This is a genomic window from Chlorobium sp. N1 (genome assembly GCF_004332115.1).
In the GTDB taxonomy this organism is placed as follows: domain Bacteria; phylum Bacteroidota; class Chlorobiia; order Chlorobiales; family Chlorobiaceae; genus Chlorobium.
Genome location: NZ_SJPA01000001.1, coordinates 40,259 through 65,878, shown reverse-complemented (window position 1 = coordinate 65,878; position 25,620 = coordinate 40,259). Strand labels below are relative to the sequence as shown.

The window sequence follows — 25,620 nt, the reverse complement described above, 5'->3', positions numbered from 1 at the left end:
TCGCGCCGCCGGGGCGCGCTGGAGCCCGCTCCTTATCAGTCATCTAAACGGTTCAGGCATGGACGTACACTCGATCCTTCACGGAAAATGGGACTTCCGGGTTGAGCACCGGGGCATCAGTATCTACTCCTCGCGCGTGGAGGGTTCGGAGGTGCTCGGTTTCAAGGGAGTCGCGGAGATTCCCGCCGGATTTCGAAGGCTGATATCCCTGTTCCATGATACGCCGAGTTACCGCCGCTGGGTCCACCATCTGGCTGAAATGGAGGTGCTGGAGAAGAACGACTCGCTGGAGTATGTGGTCCGCCAGGTCATCGATACCCCGTGGCCGCTCCAGAAGCGCGAGATGATCGTGCGCACGGGGCTCGAGGCGGCAGGGGAGAACGCCGTGGCGGTGACGATGTCCGGGGTTCCGGACTTCATCCCGGAAAACCCTTCCTATTCCCGGGTGCGTGATGTGCAGGGCCTCTGGGTCTTCGAGCCATCCGGCCCGGATACCATTCTCCTGACCTTCGTGATGCACGTGGATCCGGGGCCGGACGTTCCTTCGGCCATCAGCAACCAGGCGATGTTCGAAGTTCCTTTCTATTCAATGGACAACCTGCGCAAACTCGCCCAGGACCGCTCCTACGACCCTCCCTATCCGGAAGAGGTCGACGGGCATCTCTCCATCGACTGAATATGGCGCAGGGGGGTCAGAAGCTGAGGTGTTCGCGGCAGGCCCTGAGGAGTTTTTCGGGCTTGACCGGCACGGCTCCCACCTCCTGGCAGACCGTTCCGGCCGCCAGGTTGGCGATGGAGGCGTTGCGGATGATGTCGAGCCCTGCGGCGGCGCCGAGCGCCAGGGTGCCGATGACGGTATCACCCGCTCCCGACACGTCGGCAACGTCGAGCGAGCTCACCTCGATGTGGGTGAACGTGCCGTCGTAGATCGTCATTCCCTTTTCGCTGCGGGTCACCACGAGCGTTTCGGCATGGATTCTCTCCTGCAGCCGCAGGCAGGCCTCCTCGACTTCGCGGTCGGTGTTCAGGACCGGCGTGCCGAGCGATGCTGCCATTTCCGAGAGGTTCGGCTTGAAGATGGTGCACCCCCTGTAGGCGAAGAAGTTCTTCAGCTTCGGGTCGACCAGTACCGGTACGCCGCGGCTTTTTGCCGTGGTGATGATCGAGGAGATGAGCTCCCGGGAGAGCACTCCCTTGTTGTAATCCTCGAGCACGATGGCGTCAACCTCGTCGACGACGGCGCTGAAGGCCTGCATGATGGCTGCGGCCGTCTTTTCGTCGATCTCGTCCCTCTTCTCGTAGTCGACCCTCGTGATGTGGTGGTTCTGGGAGAGGATGCGGGTCTTGCAGGTCGTCGGGCGCGACGGGTCGCCGACGAGGCCTTCCGTCGGAAGTCCCCTCTTCCTGAACAGGTCGAGCAGGATTTCGCGGTCGGCATCGAGGCCGGTGACTCCGAGCAGGGTGGTCTCGGCACCGAGCGAGAGGGTGTTGAGCGCCACGTTGGCCGCACCGCCGAGCCGGACGTCCTGATGGGTCACGTCGACGACGGGAACCGGGTACTCCGGCGAGATGCGGGACACATGGCCGAAGACGTACTTGTCGAGCATGATGTCGCCGACGACGGCGATCCGTTTATCCTTGAATGATGCGATGATGCTCTCTGCGGTTGTGCTGGCCATGTTCGGTTGTTTTTGTGGACGGGCGATGGCAAAAAGTAACTAAAAATAAATACGGGCAAAAACCCTGCGGATGAAGAATGATGAGGTTTGGTTGTTTTATTTTTTACAAATTTTTGTTATAATTAAAGCTAAGCATTTTTACGCTTTATCAGAAGAAACCGGACACTGATGTTTGAGAGTTTAAGCGACAGGCTGGAAGGCGCTTTCAAGAAGCTAGCCGGCCAGGCCACCATCAACGAGATCAACATCGGTATCGCCATGCGCGATATCAAGCGGGCCCTGCTCGGCGCCGACGTGAACTACAAGGTGGTCAAGAAGCTGGTCGAGGATATCCGCCAGAAGTCGCTCGGCGAGGACGTCATCAAGAGCGTCTCTCCGGCGCAGATGATCGTCAAGATCGTCAGCGACGAACTGACCGACCTCATGGGAGGCGAGCAGAAGCCGCTCAACCTCTCCACCAAGAACCTGCCTGCGGTCGTGATGGTCGCGGGTCTGCAGGGTTCCGGCAAGACCACCTTCTGTGCAAAGCTCGCCAAGCGCCTGAAAAAGGGCGGCAAGAACCCGATAATGGTTGCCGCCGACGTCTACCGTCCGGCTGCCGTCGATCAGTTGAAGACGCTCGGCGCTGAAGTCGGCGTTCCCGTTTTCTCCCTTGAGGAGCAGGATGCCATGAAGGTCGCCAGGGAGGGTCTCGAGGCCGCCCGCAAGGGTGCGCACGATGTGCTCATCCTCGATACGGCCGGACGTCTCCAGATCGATGAGAGCATGATGGCCGAGGCCAGGGCCCTCAAGGACGCACTGAAGCCCGAAGAGCTCCTCTTCGTCGTCGACTCGATGATGGGCCAGGAAGCGGTCAACACCGCCAAGGCGTTCAACGACCGCCTCGACTTCGATGGCGTCGTACTCACCAAGCTCGACGGCGACGCCCGGGGCGGTGCGGCCCTCTCGATACGCCAGGTCGTCGAAAAGCCGATCAAGTTCATGAGTGTCGGCGAGAAGATGGACGACCTCGACCAGTTCTACCCGGACCGCATGGCCCAGAGGATCCTCGGCATGGGCGACATCGTCAGCTTCGTCGAGAAGGCGCAGGAGACGCTGGACCTGGAGAAGACCGCGGAGATGCAGAAGAGGCTCTTGAAGAACGAGTTCGACCTGAACGACTTCCTCGACCAGCTCCAGCAGCTCAAGAAGATGGGTTCCATCCAGGGACTGATAGAAATGGTGCCGGGCCTCAATAAGATGGTGCCGAAGCAGGATCTCGACAATCTCGACTTCAGGCCGATCGAGGCCATCATCAATTCGATGACGAAGGAGGAGAAGAGCTCCCCCGAGATCATCAACGGCAGCCGCCGCCAGCGCATCGCACTCGGCAGCGGAACCCGCGTGCAGGAGGTCAACATGCTCCTCAAGCAGTTCGGGGAGATGAAGAAGATGATGCGTTCGGTTTCGAAAATGACCCAGTCCGGAAGGAAGATCACCTCCCAGAACCTGGCCCTTGACAAGTTTTTAAAACGATAGACAGCAGTACTCTCTTAACATAACTTAAATCACTACTAGCTTTGGTAAAGATCAGACTGAGAAGAGCGGGAAGAAAAAAGCTGCCGGTATACCAGATCGTGGCGGCCGATTCACGGGCACCGAGGGATGGCAAGTTCCTTGAAGTCATCGGGCACTACCAGCCGACGGCAAAGCCCCACGCCGTTACCATCGACCGCGAGCGCGTGGCCTACTGGATGCAGACCGGCGCACAGCCGACCTCGACCGTCCGCAGCCTCATCCAGAAGACCGGGCTCCTCTATGAGCTCCGCCTCAAGAAACTCGGCCGCAGCGACGAAGAGATCGCCCAGGAAATGGAGAAGTGGCAGGAGAAGCAGGCCGAGCGCCGTCAGAAGCGCCTCAACGTCAAGTCGCGCCGTCGCCAGCTGAAGAAAGAGGCCGAGGCCGCTCCTGCAGTTGCAGAAGAGCCCGTCGTCGAGGCTCCTGCAGCTGAAGCCGCTCCCGAAGCGAAGGAAGAGGGCGGAGAGGCCTGAGCCTCACCCCCTCGCTCTCCGGAATGGAACTCTGGCTCACCGGCATCGTCCTCAAGCCCAGGGGGCTGAAAGGCGAAGTGAAAGTGAAGCCTGTCACGGACTTTCCCGAGAAGTTCCTTTCCCGCACATCGTACTGGGTGGGCGGCAGTCCCGAGACCGCCGTCCATCGTGCAGTCGTCTCTTCCTCGCTCTCCGCCGGATTCGCCTGGCTGAAGCTGGAGGGAATCGACTGCAGGGAGAAGGCCGAGGCGATAGTCGGCCAGAAACTGTTCATTGAAGAGTCGGAAGTCGAACCCCGCATGGAAGAACGGGCCTGGCTGCACGAACTCGAGGGCATGAAGGTCCTCGGCAAGGGCAGAAAGGAGGTCGGTATCCTGAAGGAGGTGCTTTCGATGCCCGCCCATGAGGTCTACGAGGTCGTCTCGGGGGGGCGGTCGGTACTTGTGCCGGCCATTGAAGAATTTGTTGAGGAAATCAGCCTTGAAGGGCGCTATATTTACGTGCCCCGTTTTGACGAGTTTCTCTGAACCGCTGCGGTTCGGTGGAGCAATGGCACTGATGGAGGGATGATGGACGCGATTCGAATTGACGTGCTTTCCGTCATACCGGGTTTTTTTGATTCGCCGCTCTCCAACGGGCTGCTGTCGATAGCCCGGAAGAAGGGATTTGCCGAGGTCGTCGTGCACAACCTGCACGATTACGGACTCGGCCGCTACCGCCAGGTCGACGACACCCCTTTCGGGGGAGGCGCCGGTATGGTGCTCCGCCCCGAGCCCGTCTTCGCCTGCGTCGAGAAGCTCAAGGCAGAGCGGCACTACGACGCCGTGATCTTTCCGACTCCCGACGGCCGGCCGTTCCGCCAGCAGGAGGCCAACCGCCTGTCGCGGCTGAAGAACCTGATCTTCCTCTGCGGCCATTACAAGGCGCTCGATGAACGGGTTCGCGAGTCGCTCGTCACCATGGAGTATTCCATCGGCGACGTGGTTCTTTCAGGAGGCGAGATACCCTCCCTCCTCATGATGGACGCCCTGCTCCGGGTCGTTCCGGGGGTGCTGGGGGACAGCGAGTCTGCCCTTACCGACTCCTTCCAGACCGGAATCCTAGACTGCGCGTACTATACCCGGCCCCCCGAGTTCCGGGGGATGAAGGTTCCCGAGGTGCTGCTTTCGGGCCATCATGCAAAAATCGAGCAGTGGCGGCATGAAAATGCGCTGGAGAGGACCCGCCAGAGGCGGCCCGACCTTCTCGCAGAGGATGTATGAATGATTTTAGCGTGCAACTTAAATAACAAACAGTAGTCGAAATGGACCAGTTAATTCAGTTAGTCGAAGCAACCCAGACCGGAGTCGAATGCCCCGAGCTCAACCCCGGTGATACCGTCAGGATCCAGCTGCGCGTCATCGAGGGCGAGAAAGAGCGTCTCCAGGCTTTCGAGGGCGTCATCATCAGCGACCGTGGTGCGGGTGCTTCCAAGACCATCACCGTCCGCAAGATCTCGCACGGCGTCGGCGTCGAGAGGGTCATCCCCGTCAATTCGCCCAATATCGAGAGCGTCACCGTCCTCAAGCACGGCAAGGCTCGCCGTTCCAAGCTCTTCTACCTCCGCAAGCGTACCGGCAAGGCCGCGCTGAAGGTCAAGGAGCGCAAGGTCGCCGAGAAGGCCTGATAGATTCCTTCGTTCCGGCAGGACGCCCTGTCCTGCCGGACCTCTTTTCCCGTCTCCATCCATGCCGCCCCGCGCTGCCGTGGACCACACCGCCGTTTTTCCATGAAGATCGGTCGCTACACGCTCTCCTCCCTTCACGTACAGGAGTTCTCCCTCGACGGGGGAGCCATGTTCGGCGTCGTTCCCAAGACCCTCTGGGAGCCGGTGGCTCCATCTGACGACCGTAACCGGGTCAGGCTCTCCTCGTCTCTGCTGCTCATCTCAGGCGGCGGGCGAAACATCCTCGTCGACTGCGGCATGGGCGATGCGTGGCCCGAAAAGCTCCGATCCGTCTACGCCGTTTCCCCCTTCCTCCTCGACGAATCGCTCCGGAGGGCGGGCCTCTGCAGAAGCGACATCACCGACGTCATCCTCACCCACCTGCATTTCGACCACGTCGCCGGTGCGTTCCGCGAGGAGCAGGGCGAGCTCGTTCCGCTCTTCCCCGACGCTACCTTCCACCTCCAGGCGGAGAACCTCCGCACCGCATCCAGCCCCAACCGCAAGGAGCGGGCGAGCTACGACCCTCGATTCGTGGAGGCCTTCCGCCGCCACTGCCGCATGAACCTTCTCGATGGGGGAGGCGAGCTGTTCGAAGGGGTCGAGCTCCTGGTGAGCCACGGCCACACCCGCGGCCAGCAGCTCGTCAGGGTTTCGGGCCCGGAGGGAGTACTCCTGCATGGCGCCGACCTTATCCCGAGTGCGGCCCATATCCCGCTTCCGTGGGTGACAGGGTATGACATCGAGCCGCTGCGTGTCCTTGAGGAGAAGGAGGCGCTGCTCCTGGAGGCCTGCCGCGAAGGGTGGATGCTCTGTTTCGGCCACGACCCCCGCCATCCGGCCTGCACGCTCCGGATGACCGGGAAGGGTGTGGCAATGGATCGCACCCTCACGTTCTGAGCCCCATGGCGAATCCTTCCCTGCAGCTGCCCGCCGAAGCGCGTATCCTCGAGTTCCAGGAGCGCATCTTCGGTTTCTACGCATCTTCCGCCCGCCGCTTCCCCTGGCGCATGACAAGGGACCGTTACGCCGTCATGGTGAGCGAAGTGATGCTCCAGCAGACGCAGGCCGAACGGGTGGTGCCGAAATATCTCGACTGGCTCGGGCGCTTTCCGGACCCCGGGGCGCTCGCCGAAGCTCCGCTGCGCGACGTGCTCATGCTCTGGAGCGGGCTCGGCTACAACTCCCGGGCCCGCCGCCTCCAGGAGTGCGCGCGTCTCGTGATGGAGGAGTACGGGGGCGAGGTGCCGGGTGATCCTGCCCTTCTGCGGCGGCTGCCGGGCATCGGGAGATACACCTCGCACTCCATTCCGGCCTTCGCCGACAATCTCGACGTGGCCGCCGTCGACACCAACATCCGCCGGATCCTCATCCATGAATTTTCCCTCCCCGAGGATGCATCGGATCGGGCGCTGCAGGAGGTTGCCGACCGGGTGCTTCCGCAGGGCAGGAGCCGCGACTGGCACAACGCCCTGATGGATTACGGTGCACTCCATCTTACGAGCCGGCAGAGCGGCATCCGCTCAAGAAGCCGTCAGTCGAAGTTCGAGGGTTCGCGCCGCTGGTACCGGGGGTGTGTGCTGCGCGAACTCCTCGAGCAGGGAACGGTGCCGCAGGACGACCTTATGCTGAGGCACGCCGCCTGTCCGGGCGGGATCGGCTCGGTGGTCGATGAACTGGTCAGGGAAAGAATGGTCGAATACGTCCCGGGCGGATCGGAAAACGGAACGCTGCTCCGCATCAGGGAGTAGGGGGGGGCGGACGGGTCTCGGGAGGGATGGCCGGTCGGCCACCGGGCCTACTCGGTGTTGTAGACCATGTTCAGCTCGTTGTAGATGGCGTCGATCTCCTTCTCGTAGCGCTCGAGGATGGTCTTGCGCTTGACCTTGAGGGTCGGCGTCATGAGCCCGTTTTCTATCGTGAAGGGCTCCTTCACGAGGAGGAACCGACGGACCTTCTCGTGGGTGGCGAGCTTGCGCGAGATGCTCCGCATGAGCTTTTCGTATATCTGCACGACATCCTTGTGCATTGTCAGTTCCGCATCGGTTCCCGACGCGATGCCTTCCGATGCGGCGAACTCCTGCAGCTTCGAGAAATCCGGGACGATGAGGGCGATGAGGAAGGGCCGTTTTTCTCCAACCACCATCACCTGGTCGACGAAGGGGCTTTCGGCGATGAGGTTCTCGATCGGCATCGGGGCGATGTTCTTGCCTCCCGAGGTGACGATGATGTGCTTTTTGCGGTCCGTGATGCGCAGGTAGCCGTCGCTGTCGATTTCTCCGATGTCGCCGCTGTGGAACCACCCGTCTTTGATCACTTCGGCCGTCGATTCGGGATCCTGCCAGTAGCCTTTCATGATGTTGGGGCCCCTGAAGAGGATCTCGCCGTCCCCGGCGATCTTCATCTCGACCTTGGCGACCGTCGGGCCGACGGAGCCGAATTTGACCTTTTCGGGGCGGTTGACGTTGGTGATGGGGGAGGTCTCCGTCAGGCCGAACCCCTCGAGGATGGTGATGCCGATGGCCTGGAAGAACTCTCCGGTCTTCTGCGGCAGTGCGGCTCCTCCCGAAACGAAGTAGCGCAGCCTGCCTCCGAAGCGTTTGCGGATCTTCTCGTAGACCAGTTTTCCCGCCAGGCCGTGCTGGAGTGAGAGCAGCGGCGAGGCGCCGCCTTTCTTTTCGATGCTGCGGTGGTACTTCTCTCCGGTCGAGACGGCCCAGTTGAAGATTTTCTGCTTCGCTGGGCTTTCCGTCGAGACCTGCTTGAGCATGTTGGTTCTGATGCGGTCGAAGAGCCTCGGGACGGTGAAGATGATGGTCGGGCGTGCTTCCGAGATGTTCAGCGAGACCGTTTCGATGCTTTCTGCAAGGTAGATCGCCGCACCGCAGGCGAAAAGGAGGTAGTAGCCGCCCGTCCGTTCATAGGCATGCGAGAGCGGGAGGAACGAGAGGCTGCAGTCGGATTCGTCGATGCGGATGATCGAGGCCGCCGACTTGACGTTTTCCGAGAGGTTGCGGTGGGTCAGCATGACCCCTTTCGGCAGGCCGGTGGTTCCGGAGGTGTAGATGATGGTGGCCACGTCGTCCGGATCGACCCTGGCGCCTTCAAGCATGAGCGGTTTGTGTTCGAGGAGCTTCCTGCCGAGGGCCTTGGCGTGGTTGAGATCCACGACGTCGTCGATCGCCTCCTCAAGCCGGTTCATGACCACGACGAGGGAGAGCTCCGGCAGGTTCTGCCAGATGGAGAGCACCTTGCCGAGCTGGAGCATGTTGGAGACGACGATGCCCCGGACTCCGGCGTCTTTGAGGATGTATTCGATCTGGTTGGGGGGAAGCGAGGGGTAGAGGGGCACGTCGATTGCGCCGAGGTCGAGGACGGCCATGTCGGCCAGGTACCAGCCGGGCCGGTTTTCCGAAAGGATGGCCACGCGGTCGCCGGCGCCGATGCCGTTCTCTTTCAGATAGGCCGAAAAGCTCCTGACGTCCTCATGGAAGTCGTCGTAGGAGATGGGTTCGTAGACGCCGTTGAGCTTGTGGGCGAAGGGAAAGCGTGACTCTTTGCCCCGGTAGTGGGCGAAAATGGCGGCGAAGAGTTCAGGCAGGGTCTGGAAGTCGGGATTGATGAGGCCCATCAGCGCGTGAGGTTATTTCTTATGGGGAGCCGCCCTCCCGAAAAATAAAGAGTGCTGCGGCATGCGCCAGTCCGTTCCGGCATGGTCAGTACACAAATATGTAACAATACGGCGCTTCAATTCAAAATCCCCTCCGCACACAGGTGCCGCGCATGATCGGGGCCGGCAAAAGAAATTCCGCAGAATCTTGCCGATCTCTTAGAATGCCGTTATTTTGCCCATCATCCTCCAGCGCCCGTCCGGCTATCGCGCGGTTGGCGTAAACCCATATGAGCAAGGGATTCTATGCAGAAAGCCAAGAGCGCTTTTTCTTCATGGACGGGATACCTGGGCCTCATCCTCGGGCTCGTACTCATCGTCGTCCTCTTCAATTCGATCGACCTCGAGCGTTCCCTTGAGCTGATCGCCTCCATCGGATTCCGATCGGTCTTCATCCTCCTTCCTTTTTTCGGCCTCCATTTCTTTGAGACCCTGGCCTGGGTACAGACTTTTCCTCCCGGTACCTCCGGCATCCGCTTCTGGATCCTCATGAAGATCCAGGTGATTTCCGAAACCGTTTCGATGACCCTGCCGGCCGGCGTGGCGGTGGGGGAGCCGCTCAGGCCCTATCTCTGCAACCGCCAGATGCAGATCGAGGTGCCCGTTGCCGTCGCTTCGACGGCCGTGCGCAAGCTTCTGCTCGGCGCCATGCAGGGCGTCTACACCGTGATCGGCGCCCTGGCCGGCTTCATGCTGCTGCAGAAGGTGTCGACGTCTCTCATCGGTTTTCCCGGGCTCGGCTGGCTCATGCTTGCCATCGGCATCGGCGTCTTCGTCCTTTTCATGTTTTTCCTCCTCGTCATCCTCAACGGCAGTTCGGCAAGGACGCTCCACCGCATGCTCATGATGGTTCCCTTCAAGAGGGTGCAGGCATGGCTCCTGGAGCGGGAGTCGGGCTTCCATGATACCGACCAGCATCTCAGCCGCTTCAGCGGCTCTTCCTTGAAGAGCCTCATGAAAGCGACATTCTGGTATCTGGTCGGCTGGATCATGCTTGCCCTTGAGAGCTATATCATCCTCCGCCTGCTCGGCGTCGAGATCTCCTTCTCCCAGGTGCTCGCCATCGACACCACCCTCGTCATGCTCCGCGCAATATTCTTTTTCATCCCATCCGGCCTCGGAATCCAGGATCTCGGCTACCTGGCCTTCTTCCAGGCCATCGGCATTCCGGACGCCATGGCCTACGGCGGGGCGTTCATCCTCCTGCGCCGTTTCAAGGAGGTCCTCTGGTACTCTTCGGGTTATCTGGTGATGTTCCTCTCCGGCGTGCACCTGCGCGATGCCGGGCCCCTCGTCGAGGAGGTACGGTGAAGCCAAGAGTGCTCTTCATCTGCGGGTCGATGAACCAGACCACGCAGATGCACCAGATCGCCGAAAAACTTCCGGAGGTCGACCGGTGGTTCTCCCACTTCTATTCCGACGGTCTGCTTGGAAGGGCCGCCGAAGCCGGCCTGCTCGAGTTCACCATCATGGGCAGGGGCCGGTCCCGGCGGGCTCTCGACTACCTGGAGGAGCATGGCCTGCAGCTCGATCCGGGCGGCACGCTGCACGACTACGACCTCGTCGTCACCTGCACGGACCTCATCGTACCCGAGAACATCCGCCGCCGCCGCCTCGTCCTCGTGCAGGAAGGGATGACCGAGCCGGAGACCGTGCTTTTCCATCTCGCCCGCAACTTCCGATGGATCCCGCGCTGGGTGGCGGGGACGGCAACGACCGGCCTCTCCGACGCCTACGCCCGCTTCTGCGTGGCCAGCGAAGGGTACCGCGACCTCTTCATCCGCAAGGGGGTCGATCCCGAGAAGATCGTCGTAACGAGCATTCCGAACTTCGACGACTGCCGGCGCTACCTCGAGAACGATTTCGAACACCGCGACTACGTGCTTGCCTGCACCTCCGACAACCGGGAGACCTTCATCTACGAAAACCGCCGGCGCCATATCGGGCGCTGCCTGGAGCTGGCCGGCGGCAGCCGGCTGATCTTCAAGCTGCACCCGAACGAAAACGTCCGGCGGGCCACGGCCGAGATCGAGCGCTGGGCCCCCGGGTGCCTCGTCTACAGCGAAGGGCGGACTGAAGAGATGATCGCCAACGCCAGGATGTTGATTGCGGGGTTTTCATCCACTATCTTTGTTGGATCGGCGCTCGGAAAGGTGGTCCACTGCGGGCTGGAACCCGAAGAGCTGAAACGGCTTACGCCGGAGCAGAACCGCTCTGCTGCTGCCAATATCGCCGATGTCTGCCGCCGCGTTCTTGACGGACGGCCCTGAATCGTAACGCTTCACCCGCACTCATGCATACCGTTGCCATCATCCCCGCCAGGGGCGGTTCCAAGGGCCTTCCGGGAAAGAACATCCATCCCGTCGCGGGCCGTCCCCTGATCGCATGGACCATCATGCAGGCCAGGGGGGCTCAGTCGGTCGACCGGGTGGTCGTCTCCACAGACGACGCAGCCATCGCCGCCGTCGCCCGCCGGTACGGGGCCGAGGTGGTCGAGCGGCCCCCGGAACTCTCGGGTGACAGCGCCACCTCCGAGTCGGCCATCCTGCACACGCTCGAGTCGATCGGCGGCGGGGGGGCGGCGGAGCCTGAGCTCGTGGTCTTCCTCCAGGCGACCTCGCCGCTCAGGTTGCCCGGCGACATCGACCGGGCGGTTGCTGCGTTCGTGGAGGAGGGGGCCGATTCGCTCATCTCCGTGACCCGGGCGGACGATCTGACCATCTGGGAAGAGTCGGAGGGTGGATGGCGGAGCGTCAACTTCGACTGGCGGCAGCGCGGCATGCGCCAGGATCGGCCGCCGCAGTACATCGAGAACGGCTCCATCTACCTTTTCCGGCCCGGCGTGCTGCGAAAGGGCGGCAACCGCATCGGAGAGCGCCTGGCGGTCTACCGGATGGAGTTCTGGCAGACCTGGGAGATCGACTCCCTGGAGGAGGTGCCCCTCGTCGAATTCTTTCTTCAAAGCAAAGGGCTGGCGGTCCCCGACGCCGGCGATACTGAACCATCAACCTGATACAGTCATGCAATTCTTCCTTTCCACCGACATCACCGTCGGGGTGCATGAGGCGCTTTCGCTCGAACAGCATCTCGCCGGCCTCGGCTCGTGCCGCCCGGCCGTCATCCATGACGCCGCCATCGCCGAAACACCCTATTTCAGGGATGTCCTGAAGAAGCTCACGGCAACTTGCCCCGGGGCGGTCGTCTACTGCAACGACTTCAAGGGCGAGCCGACCTACCGCCTCCTCGAGGAGGTTGCCGGCTTCTTCCGCCCCAAAACGATCGATTCCGTCGTCGCCATCGGCGGCGGCAGCACCATGGACCTCGGCAAGGGAGTGGCTCTCCTGATGCAAAACGAGGTGCCGGCTCTTTCACTGAAGGGGTTCCCGTCGGACGTGCAGGACCCGCTTCCCCTCATGACCGTGCCGTCGCTGCTCGGCAGCGGGGCGGAGGTCAGCTACAACGCCGTCTTCATCGACCAGGACGCGGGGCGCAAGCTCGGCATCAACAGCCGGAAGAACTTCCCGAAGAAGTGCGTCGTCGATCCCCAGCTCTCGATGACCGCTCCCATCGGCAGCGTCGTCGCTTCGGCCATGGACAGCCTTGTGCACTGTGTCGACAGCTTCGGTTCCGTGAAGCACACCCCGCTCTCCCGCATCTTCTCGGTCGAAGGGTTCCGCCGCACCTTCTACGCCCTGCAGCAGGACCAGCTCGACCGCGCGGAGTCGCGCATCGACCTTGCCATCGGCAGCATCTGCGGCACCGCTGCGCTCATGAACTCCGGTGACGGCCCGACCAACGGCTTCGCCTACTACCTCGGAGTGAAGCACAAGGTGCCGCACGGCCTTGCCGGCGCCATTTTCCTCAAGGAGGTCATGCGCTGGAACCACCTGCACGGCTATGACAAGTATTCCATGCTGAACCCGACCGGTGCATGCCTGACGGCCTCCGACGCCACGGCCGAGCTTCTCGCCCAGATGGACGAGCTCTACCGGCGCCACCGGATCCCGAACCTGGTGCCTTACGGCTACGGCAGCGGAAACGCCGCAGAGTTCGCCCGGGAGGCCTCCGGCGCCTTGCAGGGGTCGTTCTCCGGCAATCCCGTTCCCTTTGACGCCGATGCCGCCCTCGAGGTGGTCCGGCGGCTGGTATGAGTGTTTCGAGCTGCAACCCTTAACCCTATCCCAACTACCATTATGGCTGGCGCAGAACTGATCGGCCGCGAAGAACTGGCAGAAATCCAGGAGCTGTTCGCAAAAGAGAAAGTGAACCTCTACCGCTACGGCGGAGGCAACTACAAGGCACGTGAATTCGAGGAGAAGTTCGCCAGCTGGATGGGCGTCAAGTACGCCCATGCGGTCTCGTCGGGCACGGCGGCCATCCACTGCGCCCTTGCCGGGGCGGGAGTGGGACCCGGCGACGAGGTGATCACGACCGCCTGGACCTTCATCGCCCCGATCGAGGCCATCAGCGCCCTCGGCGCCGTGCCGGTGCCGGTGGAGCTCGACGAGACCTACCACCTCGACCCGAAGGAGGTCGAGCGGGCCATCACGCCGAAAACAAAGGCGGTCGTCGCCGTTCCCATGTGGGCCTCTCCGAAGATGGACGAGCTCGAGGCCATCTGCGGCCGTCACAACCTGACGCTCGTCGAGGATGCCGCACAGGCGCTCGGCGCATCTTTCAGGGGGCGCAAGCTCGGCACCATCGGACGGGTCGGATCGTTCTCGTTCGACGCCGGCAAGACGCTCCATACCGGCGAGGGCGGCATCATCATCACCAACGACAGGGAGGTCTACGACCGTGCAGCGGAGTTCTCGGACCACGGCCACATGCATCTGGAGGGGCTGCCGAGGGGGAAGGATCCCCGGCGTGCGAAGGGGCTGAACCTTCGCCTGAGCGAAGTGACGGCCGCCATCGGCCTCGCACAGCTCTCCAAGATCGATTTCATACTCCGGAAATCGAAGGAGAACAAGAAGCGCATCAAGGACGCCGTCCGTCACCTGCCGAACATCACCCTCCGCCCCTTCGCCGACGAGGAGGGCTCCCAGGGCGACACCCTCATCTTCAGCGTCCGCGACCGTGAGGCGGCGCTCCGTTTCGAGGCGCACCTCATGGAGAAGGGGTTCGGCACGAAGATCCTTCCCGAAGCCCTCGACTGGCACTTCGCCGGCGTCTGGGACCACCTGCTCAAGGCCTACGACCGCTATGCGGGCAGGGACCTGGAGTCGCTCTGGCCGAAAACCGGCATGTTGCTTCGCCGCAGCATCTGCCTGAACATCCCGGTTCTCATGGACGACGAGACGATCGAACGCCTCACCGCAGCCATCATCTCGGCCTCTGCAGAGATGGGCTGAGAGGGGGGCAGAGACACTAGCCGGAGGCTCCGGCTGAAAAAGCAAAAGCCTGTCGATCCCGACAGGCTTTTTTTTATCGCCCCTCGCCCGACTATTCGGGCTCTTTTGGGGGGGGGTTCAGTTTGTGTCCCCATCCGGAATGGAATCGTACCCCTGAAATATACCCCATTTTCCCTGCATTGCAGGTAGGATATGCCCCTGCATGCCGAAGGGGAAACACAAAAAAACCCCTGTGTCTACAGGGGGTTTTTTTGTATTGCTTTTCGTGAAAGCCTCTCTGGGAGGCGAAGAGCGGATTCGAACCGCTGTACGAGGTTTTGCAGACCTCTGCCTAGCCACTCGGCCACTTCGCCGTCTGAAATGGAATGTATAGGTAAGCAAAAAGTAACGGTTATGCAAATTTTCGCCACTCTTTTCATGGTGAGGAGGGCCCTGCAGCCACGCTGTCGCGCTGCCCGTCCTTCGGACGGTGAGGGTTCATGAAAACTGTCTCTCCTGTTGCATTTTAGATCATTGCCCGAGTCAGTTTGACGTTCAGGTTGACACAAATCCGGCGGTACGCTTCTTCTACGGTTTTGCGGTCTGGTGGCCGCGAGTGCTCTTTTCAGTTATCCTTCTTTGCTTTTTTTATGCTGGCACGGCTATTGCATGTTTTGTTCGGTGTGGCTTGCTCTGCTCGCATCCGCATTACGGATGCGGCAGAATGTGGGTTGAAGGGTGAATCAAAACAGTTGTGTTATGGCATGTTGCAGTCAAATGGTCAGGGTTGCCGCGGGATGCCTTATCGCCGCCGGAACGGTCTTCGGTTCGAATCCTGCAGTGGCGGCCGACCGCTATCAGAAGCCGTCGGACGTGATTCGGGTCGAGAGCGGACTTGAGTCGTACTATTCGGAGTACAATTTCAGCCGTACGCGCGATGAGAGCGGCCTGGACAGTGGAAGTGGCTACTATCTCTTTTCTGTTCCCGTTACCATCGAGGGGCGCCACTACCTCAGCGAAGCCTTTTATCTTGCCCCATACGGGAGGGTAGCCCTTACCTATGATTTCGGCACCCGTCCTTGGAACAGGAGTTACTGGAACAACAACCAGATTTTTTCCGGCGGAGTGAAACTCACCACCGAGCATTCCTTCATGAACACCGCTGAAGAGTATGTCGGAGGAGTGAGCGCGTCCCTGTTTTCGGAGTATCAGCTCATGACATCGTCCTTCGACAGTTCGAAGGATCCGTTGCCGGACGGCATAGCGCAGCAGAATGTCAAGAGCGGCCTCTCGTTCTGGTTTTCCCATGAGCGGCCCATCGGCAGAGGTTTCAGTATCTGGACGGAAAGCTGGGGCGAGTTGGCCTGGAATACCACGGCATTCAGCGACAGGGGTGAGGATGATTTTCTTCTCGGTACGCTTTCTTCGAAAGTGGGTGCAGGAGTCGATGTCGGAAAGGCTTCCTTCAAGCCCTATTTCACGGTCGACCTAGTCAACGATTTTCTCGATAAAGACTGGAACCGGGTTTCCTGGTTCAATAATGTGCAGTATGGTCCGGGGATTCGGATCCAGCTTGGTCGTTACCTTCCAGGCAATGTAGATCTTTATGCCGAGTATCTCTTCGTCAGTTATTTCGATACGCCGCAGAATCTGGATCATGACGTAAAGGCGGGTATTGCCTGCTGGTTTCCGATTTTCTGAACACTATGAACCACCCGGAGTTCCAGATGAGCCATAGTCCGACCATATCGCTTGCTCCTGACGGCATCGCGCCCTCGCCTTTCAGGGTTCGACATCCTTTGGCCGTGATGTTGACCGCATCAGTCTCCCTGGCCGTTGCCATGATTGTCTGGCATCTCATGCCGGGGCAGGTTGACTCGCTTAATCTCCTTATCTGGGGAGAGCCGAGCCAGTCGTTTCCGGCATGGATGCATCAGGTCCTTGACCTGTTTTTCCTCATATATCTAGCGGGGGCTCTTTTCCCGTTTCTGTTGTTTCTCGGTCTTTCTATGCTGCCTGACAGGGTGGAAGCCGTTAATTCATCGCTTCCTTTCGTGTCGGTCATCATTCCCTCCTTTAACGAGGAGGAGCGCATCGCTCAGTGCATCGAATCCGCCCTCGCTCTCGATTATCCGGCATATGAAGTCATCATCGTCGACGATGGATCGAAGGATCTAACCCTCCCGATTATCGAGCACTACGACGTGTCGGTCATACGATTACGCACCAACAGGGGAAAGGTTGAGGCGCTCAATCAGGGAATTGAAAAGGCAAAAGGTGAAATTATCTTTTTCACCGATTCCGATTCAACGCTCGATCCGAAGGTTCTGCGCTATCTTGTTGCCAGGTTCACTGATGCCACCATCGGTGCGGTTGCCGGAATGGTGCTGCCCCAGCACCATGATAGCTACCTGCTCAGGATGCAGACCATCGAGTATATCTACGGGCAAAATATAATCAAGGCGGCCCAGCTTAAGTCGGGCGGCGCTGTGAGTATTTGCCCGGGGCCCGCCACCGCTTTCCGCCGCAACGTACTGCTTGAGGTTGGCGGATACCGGAGCAGGACCCTGGCCGAGGATTTCGACATAACCCTTGAGATGATGGAACTCGGCTACCGTGCCGTTTATGAACCCAGGGCCGTCTCTTATACGTCGGGGATGACGAAGTGGAAGGGGCTCGGCAAGCAACGCCTTCGTTGGTCGAGGGGACATCTTCAGGTCTATCGTGAGCACCGCAGGATGTTGTTTTCCGGTATTGGCGGCCCTATCAGCCGCTTCTGGCTCCCGTGGTCGCTGTTCATAGGCTACGGAAGCGCATTCATGGAGCTGCTCTTCCTCGGGGTGTATCCTTTTCTCGTCATCATATCCTTTCTGCCGCTCCTGTTTTTGAAGCTCGGATTGATATATATGCTCATTCTGGAGTGCATCACTGCACTGCAGGGAATCGCGCCTCTCATGCGTGCCGGCTTGCTGACTCCTTCACTGGCACTGGCTTCGTTCATGACGCAACCCTATCGCATCTTTCTGAGCTATATGCGAATCGTGGCCTATTCGTATGAAATGCAGGAGCGCAGCAACACGTGGTAACAATCCGGCAATAATCGATCCCTGGAGCCAGTCATGAAAAGCATCATCTCGACGGTCTGCATTCTCTTTTCACTCTTTGCCTCACTGACGGCATGTGCAGCCAAGCCCCTGCCCGTGCCTGTTCTTCTCACTCTGGATACCGAGCTGGATGGTGACGTCGCGGCACTGGAAACTCTCGGTATCGATGTCCCTGCCACCTATTTCATTACGGGTAAGTTCGCCGTTGCATATCCTGCCGTTGTCGATACGCTGTCGAAGGCCGGCAATACCATCGGGTCTCACTCACATGCCCACCCGCATCTTCCGACGTTGTCGCAGGACTCTCTCGAGAGCGAAATCCGCATTTCAAAGACGATTCTGGAGTCGATTACCAAAAAGCCGGTTGTCTGGTTCCGTGCGCCATACATGGAGTATGACGAACGGGTCATGAAAGCGTTGCGGGCGCAGGGATTTCTCTATGACAGTTCGGATTCGGAACACTGGGAGGAACAGGCTGTCATTGCCGAAATGCCGATTTCAGACATACGCCGTGGTGCGATGCTCGCTTCCGATTATGATCTTATCGTCGAGCAACACATGAGCGGAAAGGATTTCGAGAATGCCTTGAAGGAGCTCTACCGCAGCAAAAGCGTCCTCGGTCAGCCTGCCGTCATCCTTCTGCATCCGAAAAATGCCGCCATCCATCCGAAGGCGCTTAGGAATTTCATCGGTTACGTCAAAAACGAGGGCGGACGGTTCGTTACTGCAGATCAGTATATCGCTGAAATCCAGTCGCATCAACCTGAACGATATGCCGTTTGGGTCGATTTCAGCGAAGGGCGATTTTCCCCTGAATATATCGTCAGCAATATTGCAAGGACGTCGGTGACTGATGTTTTTTTGATGGCCAAGGATGCACAGGGGACCTTTTATTACGGCCCGAAAAGCGCCGACGATGTATTCGGCAGAACGCTGAGTCTGCTGCGGAGCAGGGGGCTGAACGTGAAGGTGCATGCCTGGCTTTCCGGTCTTTCCGATACGCAGGTTCTCAAAAAACATCACGGCTGGGCTATGACTGCCCAGAATGGTCGGCTTTCGGCAAACTGGATGTCCCCCTCAAACCCGGAAGTGGTCGAATACATGAAGTCCACCGTCACGGAAATCATCAGGAACTACGGTGTCGACGGAATCCATCTCGATCGCATCTCATATCCCGATCTTGACTACGACTACAGCAAGGGATGTATCGCTTCGTTTGCCGAATCTGCAACTCCCGGCTCCGTTCCCTCACTGAATGCTCTGCTCACCACGCACTATAACTCTTGGGTGAACTGGCGGAGCAACAACGTTGCCGAGTATGCTGAAGCTGTCGGTACGGCCGTCAGAAAAGCAGGGGGGGGCAGGAACGTCGAGTTTTCCGCGGAATTGCAGAGCGACAAGGTATACAGTTTCAATAACGCCGAGCTTTCAGGTCAGGAGGTTTCGCTGCTTGCACCTGCTTTCGATTTCCTTGTGCCCCGCATCATGGTTTCGGGGACGCCCGACGATACTGGACTGATTGAGCGGAGTATTGTTTCCTTCAGGATGAGGGTGGGGGAAAAGCCTCTCCTCTTGAGGATCGTTGGCCCTTCGGCCGGTCGCATTGTTTCGAATGAATATTTATCGTCCATCCTGGGCGCTCTTTCCCGAGGGGGGGACGGCATGGGTTTTTCATCCTATAGTGCGGTTTTCGGGAATCAGAGAGGTGAACGGAGTTTCAACGAGCAGGGCCTTGAGATGATAAACCGGGCATTTGACGGGCAGGGCCTCAGGCCTTTTGTTATGCTTTCGGCTGATACGCGTACTTTTCAGGGATTTCCCGTTTTGCCGGGAGCCTTTACCCTGTTGATGGTGGTTGTGTTCAATATGGTTGCAATGCCCGTGTTCGGCAGGAAGAGTTCCGGCAGTGGTGTCGAGAACTCTGCGAACGCTGACGTTCCCGGCAAGGTCGCCTGGGTTGAGGTTGATGTCAGGATTAAAGCCGGAATCCTCGACGGGCCATCGGCAGATCAGGTGTGCGGCTTGCTGCGCAGTTATGATGCCCGTGGGGTCCATCAGAACAGGGTCGCGCTTGTGCTCGACGCCATTGATCGATCCTCGTCTCCCATGCCGATTCTCTATGAGGCCGTGTCCGGATCGAGAGAGTGGATGGCCCTGGCGTTGAAGTATCTGCATGAGGTCTGTCTGCTTGGTTACGCTGAGATCGACAACCAGAATCTCATGCTGACGCCGGAGGGGCTATCCGCACTGGAGAAGGCTCGAACGGAGGGCTTTGATGCGCAATTCTGGGCTTTTATTGAGGAACGGCTTCGTGAGTCGCTGCTGGTGGTATGTCCTGATTGCGGAGCGGAAACACTTACCAGTTTCTATTGGCTAACCTATGAGTGTTCAGGATGCGGGAAACCGCATAGGCTGGAAGATTCTTCGGTGCTTGCGGTCTACACGGCCGGAGGCGGGCTGGTGCGCGCAACAGCATCGGCCGCCGGCTGAGCCTATGATGCCTCGCGACTTCCCGTTCGGTATTTTTCAACCAAAATGAACCGCTCCTCGTGCGTACCAGCCCTTCAGTTGCCATTGCTGGTTTTGTCCGGCGTATCAAGCATTCAGTGCCTCTGCTCGCGCTTGCCTCCTGCATCGCTGTTTCGGCAGCGGGTGACCTGCGTGCCGCGGCCAGGAAAGCGACGGTGTGGAAAAAGTATCGCGGGACGAGCATCCATACATTACAGGGGAATCGGGCGTACTGCTATGCGACGGGTTTCATGACCATCGATGCCGACGGAGCGCCGGAAGCCTACCATCCGAAGAATACGGGACTTGATGATCTCTCGAATGCGGGATATCCCCGCACTTCGTGGTGGGATACCGTGCTTGTTCCTGATCCTGCGGACAACAGCAGGCCCTATATCTTGAAATCCGGTCCGCATGCCGGGTATTATGTCTCTATGACAGCCCTCAAGGATTTGCGGTGGGCCGATACCGATTCGCGTCGTTATGTTGATGCGTCGAGGGTGCCATACATCGTTTTTCCTGAGACCTTCGCCGCTCTCGAGGGGGTGGGCCAAATCGGCGACTACGGTGTTGCTGTGAACCTTGCCAGCGGATGCTCGTCGGGTTTTGTCGTTGCTGATATCGGTCCACGACGGCATCCTCTTGGCGAGATTTCCATTGCCCTGGCATGCCGGCTCGGAGGTAAGGACGTTTCGGCCAGAACCGGTCCGTCAAGGCCGATGGGCAGGATACTCTATATCGTTTTTCCCGGATCGGCTGGCCGGTATCCCTGGCCCCGTGAGGTTCACTCCATTGAGGCTATTACCCGTAAAATGCTTGATGAGGCCGGAGGCGTGGCAGCGGCAGCTGCTGCTGTCGGCTGTGTCCTGCCTGAAGCTGTGGCTGGGGGCCTGGGTCCCTGTCGGAGCGGAACGGGGCACTGATCCATCTATGGGCACGTCGATGATCCGCTCGCTCATCTCTCGGGCATCGTTGAGCAGGCCGGTGCACAGGTGGCGTCAACGATGAGCTTGCCTTTGTTGGCGGGACCACCATCTCCGTCATCCTCGCCGTCTTTGTTTCCTTCCTTGTCCTCCGCCCTCTTTCGCTTTTCGGCCAGATGGCGTTGCAGGAGTTCCTCCTGCAACGCCGCCAGATCCGTATGTTTCAGGCGCTTGCGGACGTGGTTCGGCATCGAGGCATCGAAGGGCGCTGCATACCGGTACGATTCAAGGCCGATGAAGAACTGGAGATACGGGTTCTCCTTGATCTGTTCTGCCGTCTCGGCCTTCGAAAGGCCGCGCTGCTCGTTGATGATGAGTGAACCCGGCGCGCTGCGGACCGTCAGTGCCGGAGCTCCTGTTTTCGAAGGGATGTTCCTCGCGTAATTCTTCTCGGCGACATGCCACGGCACCAGAGCTGCGAGCGTAACCCTCCGGTTTTCCGGATCGAGTTTTCCGCCGAACGGCAGATGGGAATTTTCGAACGTGGGCTGATGAAGCTTCGGATGGTACATGAATCGGCGGCATCGAGGCGCAAGGTTTTATGCTTTTACAGGCTTTTCCTTGCATGCATAGATACGGAAAGTGTCGCGTACTTGTTGCTATGAAGCGATTTGGCTGTTATTCGTCAAGCTCTGGGTAAGCAAATGCCTTTCCAGCCTGGATCCGTCAGCGAACAACACGTTTATCTGGACGGCAGTGTGGACGTATTGTTTCATAGTGGGTCACCTGTCGCATCATGGTCGCTCTGAACGTTGCATCAGGTGTGCGGTCCGATTCGGCTAAAATATATCGATGTATTGAGATATGGCTTTCTCTGTGGTTTCTGGTATGGTTTTTGTTGAATGATGTGTACCGTTATTTCTCTCATTGATAATTCCTTCAGTTCATGCAGTACAGCCTCCTCTTGCTTAGGCCTCTCCTGCTTTTTTTTATGAGAGCACCAATGCTGCCGGCGGTCTTCATCCATATGCAACGCGATGATCAATCCAGTGCGACCGCCGGCAATGTTTTTTCTCGGGGTTCGGCTGCAAAGCGCAGGGCCGGATTTCCGGGTTTTTCCCGCGACTCTCCCGGAGCCGTTCATCCTGCTTTCGTCGGCTGTTCGGCATGCGGAAGCACCATCCCATACCGCCATGATCGCTTCTGAACGTCTGAACGGTCGGTTTCTGCCGCTCATGAAGGGTGCGACGGAGTGGCGGCGCATCGATCGTACGCTGCGCCGCGGTGTTCTCAGCGTCAGCGACGGGGTACTGGTCGGTACCTTTTTGCGCAGTATTGAGGGTGCAACGGTCCACGAGGGGCGCATCGCCCTTGTTCTGGACGCATTGAGGCGCACGGCGCTGCCCATGCCGGAACTCTATGAGATGGTGAGCTGGAGCTATGAGTGGAAGGCGCTGGTGCTGAAATACTTCTACGATGTCTGCCGGGAGGGTTATGCCGAGATCGACGAGCGGTTTGCGTCCCTGACTGCAGCCGGAGAGGCCGTCCTGCTCCGTGCTGAAACGCAGGGGTTCGAGCGCGCCTCCTGGGGGTTCGTCGAGCGCCGTCTCCACGAAATCGTTACGGCCGTCTGCCCGCACTGCGGAAGCGGCAACTGGACGAACTACTCCAGTGAGGCCTATACTTGCGCAGGCTGCTCGATGCATGTTTCGTTTGCCGAGTCACGCTCGCTGCGGGTTTCATGCGGGGACGACGCTTCATGGCGCTGTACACCCTGGCCGGCTGTTCCAGGCGCCATGACCGGCTGATAGCGCTGCCTTCCAGGCCCGTGTTAGGGATTTCGAGAGGGGGGAGCGTATATTCAGTGCAAACCCCATCGAGAACCCGGAGTTCCTAACGACCACCCCCATGACCGTCCTCCTTTCAGCCCTCTTCCTGCTTCTTCTCATCCTGCTTGCGATCGCTGTCCGCCGCATCGCCGGCGACGCCGGCGACCTCGAGGCCCTGCGCATCGAGAAGGCGAAACTCGAGGCCGAACTGGAGTTCGAGCGGAACCGGGCCTCCGGTCAGTCCGGCTATCTCGAAGCCTCGGAAGCCCGTCTGCAGGAGGCTTTCGAAAACCTTTCACGCCGGATGCTCGACGAGCGCGGCCGGGCTCTCGGCGAGGACTCCCGGGCAAGGATGGACGCCCTGCTCCAGCCCCTTCGAGAGCAGCTCGAGGGCTTCCGGCGCAGGGTGGACGAGGTGCACATGAAAGACGTCGAGCTTTCCGGCCAGCTGCGCGAGCAGGTGCAGCAGCTCATGACGCTCAACAGCCGGGTGAGCGACGAGGCCAACAACCTGGCGCGTGCCATCAAGGGCGAGTCCAAGGCCCAGGGCGACTGGGGAGAGCTGGTCATCGAGCGCATCTTTGAGTCGTCCGGTCTCGAGGAGGGGCGTGAATACAGTGCCCAAAAGAGCTATCGCGACGAGGAGGGCCGTCTCATGCGTCCCGATTTCATGGTACATGTTCCCGGCGGCAAGAGCATCGTCGTCGACGCCAAGGTCTCCCTTACGGCTTTCGACCGCTACGTCGCGCTCGACGACGGAGCCGAAAGGGCGGAGGCCCTGCGTGAGCATGTCGATTCCGTGAAGCGCCATATCGCCGAGCTCGAGCAGAAGGACTACTCATGGATCGGCGGCAACAAAACGCTCGACTTCATCATCATGTGCATTCCCGTCGAGCCGGCCTGGCAGGCGGCGATGCAGGGGGATCCTGAGATCATCTACGACCTTTCCGGCAGGAACGTCGTGATCTGCGGCCCGGCGACGCTCATGATCACCCTGAAGCTGATTGCGCAGATATGGAGGCGGGAGAACGAGAACCGGAACGCGGAGAAAATCGCCGAAAAGGCGGGGAAGATCCACGACCAGGTCGTGCTCGTCGCCGAGGCGCTTCTCGACGCCCGCAAGAAACTCGGCGGGGTGAGCGAAGCGTTTGATCTCGCCCTGCGCCGTCTGAGCGAGGGGAAGGGCAATCTCGTCGGCAGGGTGGACGACATCCGCAGGCTGGGCGCCAAGGTCGCCCGCAGGATCCCCGGCGAACTCATGGTCCGGGAGGACGGAGAGGAGGAAGGCTGAGCGATGCCTCCGCTTCCGGTTCCTTTATGTTTCGTGTTGAATAAAGAACTTTAATAAACAAAGTAAACGCCAGGAAGGGAGAGGGATAGGGTGGCAGCGGAACACCGCTCCATGCAGGGCCGGCGTCGGCAGTACCGCGATATGCGCGGGAGCCGCGGGCGTCGGCGGTTTCGACGCGCTCCTTGGATTTCGAGGGATGTCGGGGAGAAAAGAGGAGGGGGGAGGTCAGGCTTCGGTCGTGCGGGCGGGTGCGAAAGCTCCCGCCCGGCAGCCGGTTCTACATGTTTTAGCGGCGTCTGCCGGCGCCTGCAGGGCGCTGGTTCTGCTTTCCGCCGCCCTGCGTCCTCGGCTTTGCATGCCCGCTGCGGCCGCGTCCCTGCTCCTGTATGATCTTGACCGGGTTGTGGTCCATCAGGGGAAAGGGGTGGCCTTCGACGACGGGAATGCTTTTGGCGATGAGTTTTTCCACATCGCGCAGGTACTCCTTCTCCTCGGCGTCGCAGAATGAGATCGCCGTGCCGGCAGAGCCCGCACGACCGGTGCGGCCGATGCGGTGCACATAGGTTTCGGCGACGTTCGACATTTCGTAGTTGATGACCCACTCCAGCTCGTCGACGTCGATGCCCCTTGCGGCGATGTCGGTGGCGACCAGCACGCGGGTTTTCTGCGACTTGAAGTTCGACAGTGCCCGCTGCCGGGCGTTCTGCGCTTTGTTGCCGTGGATGGCTTCTGCCGTGATGTCGTGTTTCTGGAGGTGTCGGACCACCTTGTCTGCCCCGTGCTTCGTGCGTGTGAAGACGAGCACGGTCCTGATCTCGGGGTTCTGGAGCAGGTGGACGAGCAGCTTGCTCTTGTTGCCCCGGTCGACAAAGTAGACCTGCTGGTTGATGATCTCGACCGTCGAGGATACCGGGGTGACGGTGACCTTGGCGGGGTGGTGGAGGATGGTTGCGGCCAGTTTCTGGATTTCGGGGGGCATGGTCGCCGAGAAGAAGAGCGACTGGCGGTCTTTCGGCACGGCTGCCAGGATTTTGCGGATGTCGTGGATGAAGCCCATGTCGAGCATGCGGTCGGCTTCGTCGAGCACGAGGATCTCGATATTGTTCAGGTGCAGGAACCCCTGGTTCATGAGGTCGAGCAGTCGGCCGGGAGTCGCAACCAGCACGTCGACGCCGCGCTTGAGGGCGGTGACCTGAGGGTTCTGGCCGACGCCGCCGAAGATGACCGTGTTGGTGATGCCGGTATGGCGACCGTATGCCGAGAGGCTTTCTCCGATCTGTATGGCCAGTTCACGGGTCGGGGTGACGATGAGGCTTCTGATCTTGCGTGCCGGGTCGACCGCCTTGCGCTGGCGGAGCAGCTGCAGGATCGGGATCGAGAATGCCGCGGTCTTTCCGGTTCCGGTCTGTGCGCATCCGAGCAGGTCGGAACCCTTGAGGATGAGCGGTATGGCTTCGGCCTGTATGGGGGTGGGGTGGCTGTATCCTTCCTCCTCGAGTGCGCGGAGGATCGGTTCGATGATGTGGAGTGAGCTGAATTTCATAGGGGACG

21 protein-coding genes, 1 tRNA gene and 2 pseudogenes are annotated in these 25,620 nt (G+C 59.9%); 19 read left to right on the top strand and 5 right to left on the bottom strand.

Annotated features, from left to right (window positions below):
- The first annotated feature begins 58 nt into the window (after positions 1-58).
- Entirely contained in the window at positions 59-676 is a 618-nt protein-coding gene (locus tag E0L29_RS00270) for an START domain-containing protein (protein WP_131353371.1), read from the top strand.
- 16 nt (positions 677-692) lie between these two features.
- Here E0L29_RS00270 and rfaE1 read toward each other — a convergent pair whose 3' ends face one another.
- Positions 693-1,679 (bottom strand): D-glycero-beta-D-manno-heptose-7-phosphate kinase, encoded by a 987-nt coding sequence (gene rfaE1, locus E0L29_RS00265; protein ID WP_131353369.1) that lies wholly within the window; start codon positions 1,677-1,679, stop codon positions 693-695.
- A 168-nt stretch (positions 1,680-1,847) separates the two neighbouring features.
- Here rfaE1 and ffh point away from each other — a divergent pair, with 168 nt between their 5' ends.
- The 7 genes and pseudogenes from ffh (at position 1,848) to E0L29_RS00230 (ending at position 7,165) form a co-directional block, all read left to right on the top strand.
- Positions 1,848-3,197, top strand: coding sequence for a signal recognition particle protein (ffh, locus tag E0L29_RS00260; RefSeq protein WP_131353367.1), 1,350 nt, complete (start codon positions 1,848-1,850; stop codon positions 3,195-3,197).
- A 41-nt stretch (positions 3,198-3,238) separates the two neighbouring features.
- Positions 3,239-3,625: pseudogene (gene rpsP / locus E0L29_RS00255) on the top strand (30S ribosomal protein S16); the annotation flags it as partial.
- Between the two features lie 107 nt (positions 3,626-3,732).
- Positions 3,733-4,236, top strand: a complete 504-nt coding sequence (gene rimM, locus E0L29_RS00250) for a ribosome maturation factor RimM (protein ID WP_131353365.1) — start codon at positions 3,733-3,735, stop codon at positions 4,234-4,236.
- A 39-nt stretch (positions 4,237-4,275) separates the two neighbouring features.
- Positions 4,276-4,971 carry a tRNA (guanosine(37)-N1)-methyltransferase TrmD gene (gene trmD, locus E0L29_RS00245; RefSeq protein ID WP_131353363.1) on the top strand — a complete coding sequence of 232 codons (696 nt, stop codon included), beginning with the start codon at positions 4,276-4,278 and terminating at the stop codon, positions 4,969-4,971.
- Positions 4,972-5,012: 41 nt separating this feature from the next.
- Positions 5,013-5,375, top strand: coding sequence for a 50S ribosomal protein L19 (rplS, locus tag E0L29_RS00240; RefSeq protein ID WP_131353361.1), 363 nt, complete (start codon positions 5,013-5,015; stop codon positions 5,373-5,375).
- 102 nt (positions 5,376-5,477) lie between these two features.
- Positions 5,478-6,314 carry an MBL fold metallo-hydrolase gene (locus E0L29_RS00235; RefSeq protein ID WP_131353359.1) on the top strand — a complete coding sequence of 279 codons (837 nt, stop codon included), beginning with the start codon at positions 5,478-5,480 and terminating at the stop codon, positions 6,312-6,314.
- A gap of 5 nt (positions 6,315-6,319) precedes the next feature.
- On the top strand, positions 6,320-7,165 hold the full coding sequence (locus E0L29_RS00230) for a Fe-S cluster assembly protein HesB (protein ID WP_131353357.1): 846 nt from the start codon (positions 6,320-6,322) through the stop codon (positions 7,163-7,165).
- A gap of 47 nt (positions 7,166-7,212) precedes the next feature.
- Here the strand turns inward: E0L29_RS00230 and E0L29_RS00225 are convergent, their stop codons facing one another.
- Complete coding sequence (locus tag E0L29_RS00225) at positions 7,213-9,045, bottom strand: long-chain fatty acid--CoA ligase (protein WP_131353355.1); 1,833 nt, start codon at positions 9,043-9,045, stop codon at positions 7,213-7,215.
- 285 nt (positions 9,046-9,330) lie between these two features.
- On the opposite strand from E0L29_RS00225, the gene E0L29_RS00220 reads away from it, so the two are divergent.
- The 5 genes from E0L29_RS00220 to E0L29_RS00200 are packed head-to-tail and all read left to right on the top strand — an operon-like array spanning position 9,331 to position 14,435.
- On the top strand, positions 9,331-10,395 hold the full coding sequence (locus tag E0L29_RS00220; protein WP_131353353.1) for a lysylphosphatidylglycerol synthase transmembrane domain-containing protein: 1,065 nt from the start codon (positions 9,331-9,333) through the stop codon (positions 10,393-10,395).
- The gene (locus E0L29_RS00215) at positions 10,392-11,354 is read left to right on the top strand and encodes a hypothetical protein (protein WP_131353351.1); all 963 of its coding nucleotides are present in this window, start codon (positions 10,392-10,394) and stop codon (positions 11,352-11,354) included. Before E0L29_RS00220 ends, E0L29_RS00215 begins: the two co-directional genes overlap by 4 nt.
- Positions 11,355-11,377: 23 nt before the next feature.
- The gene (locus E0L29_RS00210; protein WP_131353348.1) at positions 11,378-12,097 is read left to right on the top strand and encodes an acylneuraminate cytidylyltransferase family protein; all 720 of its coding nucleotides are present in this window, start codon (positions 11,378-11,380) and stop codon (positions 12,095-12,097) included.
- Positions 12,098-12,104: 7 nt separating this feature from the next.
- Complete coding sequence (locus E0L29_RS00205; RefSeq protein ID WP_131353346.1) at positions 12,105-13,235, top strand: iron-containing alcohol dehydrogenase; 1,131 nt, start codon at positions 12,105-12,107, stop codon at positions 13,233-13,235.
- A gap of 42 nt (positions 13,236-13,277) precedes the next feature.
- Positions 13,278-14,435, top strand: coding sequence for a DegT/DnrJ/EryC1/StrS family aminotransferase (locus tag E0L29_RS00200; RefSeq protein WP_131353344.1), 1,158 nt, complete (start codon positions 13,278-13,280; stop codon positions 14,433-14,435).
- A gap of 282 nt (positions 14,436-14,717) precedes the next feature.
- Here E0L29_RS00200 and E0L29_RS00195 read toward each other — a convergent pair.
- Positions 14,718-14,788 (bottom strand) — tRNA-Cys (locus E0L29_RS00195).
- A gap of 403 nt (positions 14,789-15,191) precedes the next feature.
- On the opposite strand from E0L29_RS00195, the gene E0L29_RS00190 reads away from it, so the two are divergent.
- The 4 genes from E0L29_RS00190 to E0L29_RS00175 all read left to right on the top strand — a co-directional run bounded on the left by E0L29_RS00190 (position 15,192) and on the right by E0L29_RS00175 (position 20,949).
- Positions 15,192-16,115, top strand: coding sequence for a hypothetical protein (locus E0L29_RS00190; protein ID WP_242664221.1), 924 nt, complete (start codon positions 15,192-15,194; stop codon positions 16,113-16,115).
- Between the two features lie 5 nt (positions 16,116-16,120).
- Entirely contained in the window at positions 16,121-17,500 is a 1,380-nt protein-coding gene (locus tag E0L29_RS00185; protein WP_242664220.1) for a glycosyltransferase, read from the top strand.
- A 33-nt stretch (positions 17,501-17,533) separates the two neighbouring features.
- A complete protein-coding gene (locus tag E0L29_RS00180) occupies positions 17,534-20,008 on the top strand; it encodes a polysaccharide deacetylase family protein (protein WP_131353340.1) in 2,475 nt (824 codons plus the stop codon).
- Positions 20,009-20,277: 269 nt separating this feature from the next.
- Positions 20,278-20,949, top strand: coding sequence for a glycoside hydrolase family 75 protein (locus tag E0L29_RS00175; RefSeq protein ID WP_242664256.1), 672 nt, complete (start codon positions 20,278-20,280; stop codon positions 20,947-20,949).
- 15 nt (positions 20,950-20,964) lie between these two features.
- Here E0L29_RS00175 and E0L29_RS00170 read toward each other — a convergent pair.
- A pseudogene (locus E0L29_RS00170) lies at positions 20,965-21,521 on the bottom strand (transposase); the annotation flags it as partial.
- 621 nt (positions 21,522-22,142) lie between these two features.
- On the opposite strand from E0L29_RS00170, the gene E0L29_RS00165 reads away from it, so the two are divergent.
- A complete protein-coding gene (locus E0L29_RS00165) occupies positions 22,143-22,757 on the top strand; it encodes a hypothetical protein (RefSeq protein ID WP_131353338.1) in 615 nt (204 codons plus the stop codon).
- A gap of 100 nt (positions 22,758-22,857) precedes the next feature.
- Positions 22,858-24,069 (top strand): DNA recombination protein RmuC, encoded by a 1,212-nt coding sequence (rmuC, locus tag E0L29_RS00160; RefSeq protein ID WP_131353336.1) that lies wholly within the window; start codon positions 22,858-22,860, stop codon positions 24,067-24,069.
- A 286-nt stretch (positions 24,070-24,355) separates the two neighbouring features.
- Here the strand turns inward: rmuC and E0L29_RS00155 are convergent, their stop codons facing one another.
- Positions 24,356-25,612: a DEAD/DEAH box helicase gene (locus E0L29_RS00155; protein WP_131353334.1), complete on the bottom strand. Its 1,257-nt coding sequence runs from the start codon at positions 25,610-25,612 to the stop codon at positions 24,356-24,358.
- Between the last annotated feature and the right edge of the window lie 8 nt (positions 25,613-25,620).